Source organism: Robinsoniella sp. RHS, from assembly GCF_001029355.1.
In the GTDB taxonomy this organism is placed as follows: domain Bacteria; phylum Bacillota; class Clostridia; order Lachnospirales; family Lachnospiraceae; genus Robinsoniella; species Robinsoniella peoriensis.
In genome coordinates this window covers 1-10512 of sequence record NZ_JNGB01000095.1, presented here as the reverse complement: position 1 = coordinate 10512, position 10512 = coordinate 1, and the positions used below count along the sequence as shown (strand labels likewise).

Here is a 10512-nt window from a genome sequence, read left to right as displayed (position 1 = left end):
CAATACTGTATACCTCTTTTCCTTCTCCTCGTACTTCCAGCATTTTCCCCATCTTAAGCATAATCTCATCATTATCGTAAAACAAACTCTGAAAACTTTCCTGTTCTTCTTCATTTTCCTTTCGAAACTGCTCTACAATCTTCTGCACATCACATTCATCTTTAAAGTTCTTTTCCAAAACGTCCATCATATCGTCGTAAGAGAGATATGCGCTGACGTTTTCATTGACCGCACCGGACATTAAGGCAAACACTTTTGACATCTGGTCTTTAATGGTCTCAATTTCTTCGCTGTCAGGCCTGTCCTGTATATGTTCTGTATAGTCATAGGTATTTTTATCCTTCATATATAACTTTGACTTTACAACACGTCGGATTATGCTTTCAGCCGTAAGTACTTTTTTCCATTTATGTTTTTCTTTAACCAGCGTACAGAACATCTCCAGATCGAATCCCAGTGCAAAATATATTTTCATTTCATGGATAAACCCCACCTGATCCGGAGTAAACCCGCCAAAAGCCTTCTGAAAATATGCTTTTATTGTATCCCCGTCAAAATATTCCCGGATAAAGTCTCCCATCTTTTCATCTTTCTTCTCCATGGTAAGGGAAAGGAATGCTTTCAGCCGCTCCCCATCATCCAGATTCATTTTTAGAACCCGTTTATAAAGCTGAATCATACAGGCTCTGTCTGTTAATTCAATCGGTATCTCCAGATATTGATTCGCCCAGCGGATGGCACGCTTACACTGGCCCAGTGATATATCTCCGTATACAACAGCCGCCCCAGGAAGTCTCGCTTCTACCAGACAGCCCACCGCCAATAAATAGAGGTGATACGGCTCCCCCTGTGTTTTGCCACCCCAAAGTTTTTTAATATCCGGAATTCGATTGTCATCCTCCTCAATGCATCCCTTTGCGGATAAGATTGACCAGAACACATCCTGATCCAGCTGATCCCGGAAACCTTCCCCATAATACTTCAGCGTCTTGGGAAAATGAAAGGACTCGCCCCGCTTTTTACTTACCAGGTCACCACTGGTAAACCATCCTGAATGTCCATATTGATTAGTGATCTCTCTGGTTTTCACATAAAACGAAAATGCCTGACCGTATTTCTTGGCAGTTACACGGTTTAAAAACGGATAATTCCGAATCAGAACCAAACTTTCTTTATATACTTTTTCCCATTCCTCTTTTGCAATCTTTTCCGGAACTACGTCCAGTGAAATATGAATCCCCATCGTTTACCTCCTCATATATGCGTATAATAGTTTTCTATTTCATCATAGACGATTAGATTGGGGAAGTCATTGAATTACAAATTCAAAAAAATGGGGGAAAAGGTTCTTCTTCATGTAATATGTATCTTTTATATTCCTATAATATTATTAATCATATGTTTTGTGATTTATTATTTCAGAATACTACAAAAAGAAGAATATTGCAAATTAAATTTATACCTTATAAAAAAAATCAGAGAAAGGCAGCTGACTGCCTTTCCCTGATTTAATCTCCCTTATATCTGAACCAAAACTTTTCATCCGGATTTTCAATTATTATTCTGCCATTTTTATTATATGCAACCATGATACTGCATGTTTGGTCTTCATTACCTATTATAAAGGGAAATTCTTTCATATTAGTAGCTGCCCCGATATTCCCCTCTCTATCCATTGCAATTACAGACATACTTCCAATTTTATCCCTATGTTTGCCCAGCATCTCAATATGATAATTCAGTGCATGCTCACATGCATCCTGTACATTTTCACCAGATCTCATACATGCAACAATCGAATACGCAAGGCAGCCTTTCATAATTTCTTCTCCAACACCGGTAGCTGCTGCACTTCCTATTGCGGAGTTGGCATAAAATCCAGAACCAATTATTGGACTGTCCCCTACCCTTCCCGGATGTTTTAAAAACAAGCCGGATGTGGATACTCCGCACGCAAGAGATCCCCACTTGTTTCTCCCGATTACACATACCGTATCATGTCCGTCATAGGCTTCTATATCTTCCCTAAGATTACTTTCAAAAGAACGTTCATACCGTTGCTTTGCCTTTGCCGTCAATAAATTCTGTTTATCCATCCCTTGAGATAATGCGTATTCTTCTGCCCCCTTTCCGGCAAGAAAGCAATTTCTGCTGCATCGGCTTAAGGAAAGTGCCAGTTCAATTGGATTCTTTATCCCCTGAACAGCCATTACCCCTCCTGCCCCCAGCGTGTCTCCATCCATAAAAGCCGCATCCAATTCTACAGATCCGTCCCTGTTTGGCAAGCCCCCATAACCTACGGATACATAATCCTCATTGTTCTCCACACTTTTAATTGCTTCAACTATTGCCAGATGCAGGTTTCCATCGTTTTTGAGAATCCGCATTCCTTCCTGGACCCCCTCCAATGCCATTTTCCAAGTTGCAACCATATATCCTTTCATATAGGAACCTCCCGTTTAAAGTTAATTATAAGATCCAAAAACCTCTCTCTCCTTTAAAAGTGAACCTGCTGCTTCATCTATTATAAAAATAAAATTTCCGTGTTTCTTAAGGATGGAAGCCGGAATAGCTTCGCTAATATCACCCTCCACCACTTTTTTTACTGCTTCCGCCTTGCTTATACCAGATGCTGCAAGTATCACACACTTAGCTGCCATTATTTCCTGAAAACCCATTGTATACATCTGCGACGGAACTTCACTATCCTTTAATTGAAACAACTTCTTTGTCGCTTCCATTGTAGAAATGCAGCTGTCAGCTATAAATAGCTTTGAGTCAAAAGGAGTCCCTGGCTCATTTGCTCCAATATGTCCATTTGTTCCCAGACCGAGAAATTGTATATCCCTCTCATGCCTCTGCAATATTAACTCATATCGTTTTAACTCCTCATCCTGATCCGAAGCCTGAGCATCAAGTCCAAAAATATTTTTTGGTTTAATATTAATCCTATTATATAGATAAGTATGCATAAAGGAATGAACACTATAAGGCATATTTCTTTTCCCTACATACTCATCCAAATTAAGAAAAGTACAATTGCTTATATCAAGCCCAGTATTAATTACTTCTGCAAATCTGGTCAAAAACCTCTTAGTTGTAGCTCCTGTGGTAAAAGACAGAACAGAATCACTTTTCTTAGTAACCTGGTTTATAAAATACTGTAATAGCATATCTGTCATTTCATTATAATCTTTTACTTTAATTAATCTCATTTTACTCCTTTAACTACCTAATATTTATTGCTTTTTGGCATGTCCGGAAGTCATACCTATCCTACTTAACAAATATTTTATTCGTATCCATCATAAAAGGAAAAAATACACCATTTAAATTACTTAAAGGCAAAACTTCATCTTTTATCCTGATATTTAATACTTCTCTAAAAAAGATTTGTCTGTCGATAATCCTCTCATATACTTTCGGATACTTGTTTTGCAGTTCATTTCTCAACTTCTCATCTGCCACAACCAGACCGTCTTCACATATTGCAGCCATTACCGGACTGGCAGATGAAGCAATTATATCCGATTGTAAATGAGCACCGCTAATCACAGGCTCTGCACCACCTTTTCTTGTAGATGCATTAGACCATTCCTCTGTACCGATATAATGACCCGGATTAAGAGACACCCCAAATTGGGGATCCCCAATCAGATCCATAACACTGTCATAAAGTTCCCCAGCCGATACCCCTAATCTCAGCGTCTCGTACCAATTTGCTACCGCAAGAAAATACGTATAATAAAATTTATCTAAATATCCAGCCAGCTCATCACTACACGTATCCTCACCATATGCAGCAATAGACGCCCTGGAAACCAGATTCCCTTTTATTCCATAACACATCCCACATACATCTCCCAGCTGCAAAACAGATTCTCCCGGCGACCGCAGGCCGATTCTCACGCTTGTACTGCCAAAGTTACAAATCGGGTGCATACTTCTGGGGTCAAACCCAACTTTAGCTTCCATAGGAAGTTCGTATTCTTTCATTCCAATTCTCAGATTTTTAAGCATTCTCTGAATAACACCGGTACATCTGTTTGCCTGGTTCTCTGCCCAGGCAATCTCTTCTGCGCAGTACAGACTCATTCGAATACCATCCGGAACCCGTATTAATTCTTGCGTAAAATCACACACACTATTACAGCTTTCTATCAAACTTGTCAGTATCTTGGATGGAATATCACTGATACGCCTGATATCCCTTCCATCTACTGGGTTCTCCTCATATTTATAGCCTGCCACCCCAGTTTTTACCGAATTTCCTACAATTTTTTTAATTATCTGTTCTAAAGCCGGCGATTGGTCTCTTGGCTGGCCCTGCAGACTGAAATTCTGATATAGTACAGCATCCACCTGAAATGGAATATCCTCTATGTACCCCCACCCTTCATTTCCCACGATTAAGGTTACTTTCCCTTTTTCATCAATGATTGCTAAAGCCTCTTCAAATCGAGGGTCAAACCCACAAAAGTATTCTATATTTGCACTATGTTCACGATCTCCATATAAAACAACCTGGGAAATGTTATTTTCTTTCATACGGTTTGTAAGCTTATCAATACGAAGCTTATACACCTCTGCACTTAATTTATTGACAGGGGCACAGTCAGTTTCCTTTAAACAGGTTTCTTTTGCATTTATATATTTTATTTTCATGATCATATACCGTCTCTTTCTTAGACATTATAGTATTCCAGATATTTTGATGTATTCTGAAACATTTCCCCAAACATTGTTTCAATATCACGAATTGGCAATGAAATTAATGCATCATTGGCAAATGCTAAAAATGCAGGTTTTAATGAATGGGAGATGCACGCATCGATCAGCGCATTCTGTGCATAGATATGTGGTCTTGTCAACTCCAGAATATTTTTATCCATTTCCCCGGCAAAAACCGGCTTAACATTGTTGCAGGAAAACACTGCATTTGTTTCCACTACCACACCTGATTCTATATTGCTGATTTGACCATGATTAGGCATATTTACATTGGTGATAAAAGTATCCAGCCCTAATATTGCCTTCATTTGCCGGACTCCCTCCTCACCTGACAAATTTATTTTTACCTTTTCTTCTCCTGCTGCCTGTTTTCGGCTCTTTTCTAATAATCCAGCCAGATTTTCTTTTCTCCAGCTAACCGGAGTCAATGAAAACTTATAACTTTGAACTACTTCGGGATTCTTCAGATACCATCCCGGACAAAATTCAGCCAGGTGACGGTCTCCTGCTGCCGCTATTACGCCAAACCTTCGGAACAAATCAAACTTAACACAATTAGCATTTGCAAAATAACTGTTCAGCCAATTCTTTTCACCGTCTAATTCCAAACCATCTTTGTAGGTTTCTGCTGCTTTCTCATACAATGGTAATAAATCCATCCCCTGATAGGCAGCTTCATTGATCCAGGTAAAATGATTTAATCCCATTACATTTACTACGATCTCATTCCTGGATATTTTATCGATACCAAATTCTTTCTCAGCCAGGCGGGCCAGCAGTTCCTGAGTACCAAATACTTCATGACAGCAGCCAAATGCCTTGATTTTTGGAAATACTTCATACAATATCCGTACACACGCCCCCATTGGGTTGGTATAATTAATTACCCATGCATCGGGAGCTGTCTCCTTAATTGCATTTGCTATCTCCACATACATAGGCAGTGTCCGCAAAGCCCGGAATATTCCTCCCGGACCTGTCGTATCTCCAACAGATTGATAAATTCCATATTTTTCCGGAAAATGTACATCAGACTCCATTTCATCAAAAGTTCCGGGTAATATAGAAATTACTACAAAATCTGCATTTTCCAAAGATTCTTTTAGTGAATTACATGCACGATACTTAAAACTTTTACTTTTCCCCTCTTCCTGTAATGCATTACCTATTAAAACATTATTCTCCGCTGCTTCCTGATCTATATCATAAAGTGTTACAATGCCGCTCATCTGATCCTCTACAGCCAGATCACTCATCAGATTCCACGCCCATCCCCTGGATCCACCACCAATATATGTGATACGGACATCCTCCGCTTTATTATCTTTAATATACATACGCTTCTCCAATCTGCCCTGTGGCTTAACTTAGTATTTTCCTTTTTCTCGAACTATTTCCAATGCCCGGAGATAGTTATCTGTCTTAGCTCCATACTGAACTGAATTCGTAGATCCAAATATATATCCACCTCCCGGCATTAACACTTCCAGATTTCTTTCCACCTCCTGCTTAACCTCCGGTAATGATTTTTCTACCAGCGTTTCGCATTGCACCCCTGTCCAAAATGTTAATCTGTCACCATACTTCTTTTTTAATATTTCATTACTCATGCCGGCACTTTCCTGAACCGATTGATACCCCTTGTATCCAGCATTTACAAAATCATCCATGATGTCCCATATATTTCCACAGCAGTGGTAAAATGGTATCATTCCCGCACTTTCAATATCTCTGTTTACCTGATGGATAACCGGCATAAATACACTTCGTATACTGGCAGGATTGATGATACATCCCGAATTCATCCCAAAATCCTGCCCCTGCATCATAATATCTACACCTTTTTTTGCACAATAATTAATTATTTTCCGGTTGTATGCTAAACATACCGGCCTCATTTTTTCAATTTCTTCCGGAGCTGTCAGCGTCAGCATTAAATCATGATCATAATCTCCATGAAAAGCATTAAATAAAGGATTGTAGATATCAATACTCCTGCACAATATGGTCTTTTCTTTTCCAAACCTCTCGCAGCAATAATCGATTAGTTCAAACTGGGATTCATCCATTTCTTCTATATCTTCTAATGCTCTTTCTATATCTTCTCTTTCAATTTCTTCTTTACCTTCTTTTTTAGTTACACATGAAATGGAGTCATTACTTGCAGCATATTTATATACATTGCCCCTACAATCCTGCCACGTTCCGGCGCTTATTTCACGGGGTTTGTCTGCCGTATGATGCTTTTTAGAAGGAACTAGTTCTACCGTTACAATGTCCAGGTCTAACGCCTCTATTAAAGCTGCATAATCCTCCTTCATACTGCCAACCACCTCGTCCCGGCGATTATCCCAAAGTGCCAGCGTGGTATCTTTTCGATTCCTCCAGAAGGTATGTCTGCCAATTATATGGGATACATGGTCATGGTCAATTCCCCATTCTCCAATAGGTACCCTATCCGGTTCTTCATGGTTTATTGTTTTAAAAACACGTTCCTTCGATGTCATTTTACTTCCTCCATTGATGGCGGTGTATGGGATGATATCCACTGATATGCCTGTCCCCCATGCCATTTATGCTCTCCCTGGAAAATATCATGATATATATTTTCTTCTTTCCCAAACAGCCTCATAGCTTTTCGAATGATTTCTACCTGAGGAAACACATTTTCCAAACCATCCTTTCCATTCAGAAAATCTGCATCCCCGGTTTCTATCAGTACTGGCCTTGGGCAGATTAATGCTCCGATATCCCCTATGTCGGCATTCCTCCATAAATCAGGAACATAGTTACACAGACAGTTATAATTGATTAGCAGAGACTGCAGGTATCCATAGAAATAACCGCTTACCACACAGCTTTCTATTCTGGTATCCATTGCAGCCAGCCATAAAGACTGCATACCTCCCCCGGATAAACCAGCGCATGCAATGTGTCCATTGATAAAATCACAACTTAATGCATAGTCCACAAGCCTCATTAAATCCCACAACCACATTCCCATGACAGTTTGTCCCAGAGACATTGCCATGACATTCAGATATGAGCAAGAAGAAGCCAGCAATTTTTCATCTTCCTCACCCTGATCGTAACACTCTCGTCTTTCGCCAAATCCACGGGCATCCGGAGCAAATACCACATACCCTTTCCTGGCAAAAACTTCTCCATAATTATAGTTGTAATGATCTATAGTCTCTGCAACCACTTTTTTATCCCGAACACCTGCAACCGCTTCTTTCCCATTACTGGAATGTCCATGGCAGGCAATCAAAGCCGTCCTTTTTTCTCCCTTTTGTATATCAGTTGGAACTAACATATAAAATGGCATTAAAATATCTTCTTCGGTATGAATCAAGATCTTTTTTCTGACATAACCATCACAGGGGATTTCCTCTAAAATCTCAGGATTCGCCGGACATCTGTGCATCTGCCCTGTGCCGATCAGCCTGTGTAATTGTTCCCGCAGTGAATCGCTCCAGTCATGGAACTCCTGACGGTTTGTGGCACAAAAACTATGACTCCTATTCGTTTCTGTAAATATTTTTTCAAAATGCTGCCTGGATGTATAATAACTCATATGTTTTCCTTCTTTCCTATTCTTTTATAGATCCTATCATGACGCCTTTTACAAAATACTTTTGAAGATAAGGATATACCATTAAAATCGGTAAAATGGTAACTATGATAACAGAATATTTTAACTGCTGTGTTGCAAGGCTACGTTCAAATCCTCCCATAGAAGACCCACCCATGGATGACTGGGCATTTGATAAAATCAATATTTTTCTTAAGTACATCTGTATGGGATGCAGGTTTGAATCAGGCAGATACATCATCGCAGCAAAATATGCATTCCATTGCCCTACTGCGTAGAAAAGTGTCATAACGGCGATAATCGGTTTTGAAAGGGGCATAAAGATCTTATAAAAAATGAAATAAGGCGATGCTCCATCAATTGATGCTGCTTCTTCCAGCGTTTCCGGGATACTTTCTAAAAAGCTTTTGCATACAATAAGGTTCCATGCACTGATCAGATATGGAAAAATACAAGCCCACCTTGTGTTATATAATCCAAGATTATTAACCAGCAGAAACATGGGTATCATTCCTCCACTGAAGTACAATGTAAACATTACAAACAGCATTAGCTTTCGCCTCAGAAAAAATCTTCTTCGGGATAGCGGATAGGCAGATAGGAGTGTCAGGGCAACGCTTGTTACCGTTCCTACGACTGTATACCAGAGTGTGTTACCATAAGCTCCCCAGATTTCTTTATCTTCAAAGACCATTTTATATGCCTGGACAGAAAAGCCCTTTGGCAGAAAGAAAATATCATTCTTTGCAACGTGTTCTGCGCCGCTGATTGACATGCTCAGTGTATAGACTAAAGGATACAACGCAATCACAGAGCATAGTATTACAAATATATAAACACAGACCAGGAAAGCTTTGTCACTTATATTGCGTCTTTGTGATTTATTCATAAATGTCCCCCCTACCATAGTGATGTATCACTGAATTTTTTACTAAACCAATTTGCCCCAACGATAAATACCATATTAATTACAGAATTAAAAAGCCCGATGGCAGTTCCAAAGCTATAGTCGGATTGAACAATTCCCCTTCGATATGTATAAGTAGAAATTACATCTGCAACCTCATAAGTAGAGGGAGAATACATCAGAATAATTTTCTCAAAACCAACGCTCATAATATTTCCCATATTAAGTACAAGCATAATGATTATTGTTGGCATAATACAGGGCAATGTAATGTGAAGCATCTGCCTAAAACGATTTGCCCCATCTACTCTGGCACTTTCGTATAGCGCAATATCCACACCGGATAATGCGGCTAAGTAGATAATTGAATTCCATCCAAATGTCTGCCATATATTACTTACTACGTATAAAAATCGAAAGTATTTCGGCTCTGTCATAAAGCTCACTGCATCTTTACCGGTAATCATGGTATAGACGGTATTAATAACTCCGGTTGTTGGTGATAAAAAGTTACTCATTAAGCCGACAATCACTACAATAGAGATAAAATACGGCATATAGCTAATCGTCTGAACAGCCTTTTGAAATTTTTTTGATCTTATTTCATTTACAGCCAATGCAAAAATAATTGGAAATGGAAAACTCCATACCAGTGTATACAGGCCGATTAAGAAAGTATTTTTTAAAAGTCTTGGAAAAAATGGATTTCTGAATACCTGCATAAAATTGTCCAGTCCTACAAATGGCGAACCGTTAATGCCAAGAGCCGGTTTAAAGTCTACAAACGCAAGAAACAGCCCTCCCATTGGTAAATAGGCAAAAATAAAAAAGAATATTATCATTGGCATACACATAACCAAAAGATGACGGTCACGGTAAATGAGCTTTTTCAGCGGTACTTTTATCCTTCTTTCAGTACTCCTATTTTTCTTCATGCTTATACCCCCTCTTTACATTTTTATGTAAAGCAGAGCACTACGGCGCACTCTGCTTTTAAACTATTAACTAATTTGCCACAAACCGGTCATAAGCACTTTGGTGTACCTCCAATAACTGGGATAATCCATAGGATTCTACAGTAGCCACATACTCATCGAATTTATCCAAAGACTCTTTTCCTTCTATAAATTTTATAGCCATTTCATCGCAATAAGTTTCAATATTTGTTTCAACCTCAGTACGTATTGCATTTTCTTCATCCGTAAAAGCCAGTGCCGCCTTTGTTCCGCTATTTGGAAACGGCTGCCGTATCTGGTCACTTGTAAAGCTATTGGCAAAT

Annotated in this window: 9 protein-coding genes and 1 pseudogene; all 10 read right to left on the bottom strand. The window is 39.2% G+C overall.

The genetic code is table 11. The annotated features are described in order from the left end of the window. On the bottom strand, nt 1-1243 hold a 1243-nt coding region (locus tag RHS_RS23005; RefSeq protein ID WP_047834493.1), incomplete at its 3' end, for a hypothetical protein. A 265-nt stretch (nt 1244-1508) separates the two neighbouring features. Then, a complete protein-coding gene (locus RHS_RS23000; RefSeq protein ID WP_047834492.1) occupies nt 1509-2444 on the bottom strand; it encodes a N(4)-(beta-N-acetylglucosaminyl)-L-asparaginase in 936 nt (311 codons plus the stop codon). Between the two features lie 21 nt (nt 2445-2465). Then, nucleotides 2466-3215: a glucosamine-6-phosphate deaminase gene (locus RHS_RS22995; protein ID WP_047834491.1), complete on the bottom strand. Its 750-nt coding sequence runs from the start codon at nt 3213-3215 to the stop codon at nt 2466-2468. A gap of 61 nt (nt 3216-3276) precedes the next feature. Next, complete coding sequence (locus RHS_RS22990) at nt 3277-4671, bottom strand: aminopeptidase P family N-terminal domain-containing protein (protein ID WP_047834490.1); 1395 nt, start codon at nt 4669-4671, stop codon at nt 3277-3279. 14 nt (nt 4672-4685) lie between these two features. Further along, entirely contained in the window at nt 4686-6068 is a 1383-nt protein-coding gene (locus RHS_RS22985; protein ID WP_047834489.1) for a glucosidase, read from the bottom strand. Nucleotides 6069-6098: 30 nt separating this feature from the next. Further along, nucleotides 6099-7304 carry a uroporphyrinogen decarboxylase family protein gene (locus tag RHS_RS22980; protein WP_395023421.1) on the bottom strand — a complete coding sequence of 402 codons (1206 nt, stop codon included), beginning with the start codon at nt 7302-7304 and terminating at the stop codon, nt 6099-6101. Continuing rightward, the gene (locus tag RHS_RS22975; protein ID WP_083267664.1) at nt 7235-8308 is read right to left on the bottom strand and encodes a S9 family peptidase; all 1074 of its coding nucleotides are present in this window, start codon (nt 8306-8308) and stop codon (nt 7235-7237) included. The genes RHS_RS22980 and RHS_RS22975 overlap by 70 nt, the downstream gene beginning before the upstream one ends. Before the next feature lie 16 nt (nt 8309-8324). Beyond that, nucleotides 8325-9215 (bottom strand): carbohydrate ABC transporter permease, encoded by an 891-nt coding sequence (locus RHS_RS22970; protein WP_047834487.1) that lies wholly within the window; start codon nt 9213-9215, stop codon nt 8325-8327. Nucleotides 9216-9226: 11 nt separating this feature from the next. Next, the gene (locus tag RHS_RS22965) at nt 9227-10168 is read right to left on the bottom strand and encodes a sugar ABC transporter permease (RefSeq protein WP_047834486.1); all 942 of its coding nucleotides are present in this window, start codon (nt 10166-10168) and stop codon (nt 9227-9229) included. A 70-nt stretch (nt 10169-10238) separates the two neighbouring features. Further along, nucleotides 10239-10512, bottom strand: a pseudogene (locus tag RHS_RS22960) (hypothetical protein); the annotation flags it as partial.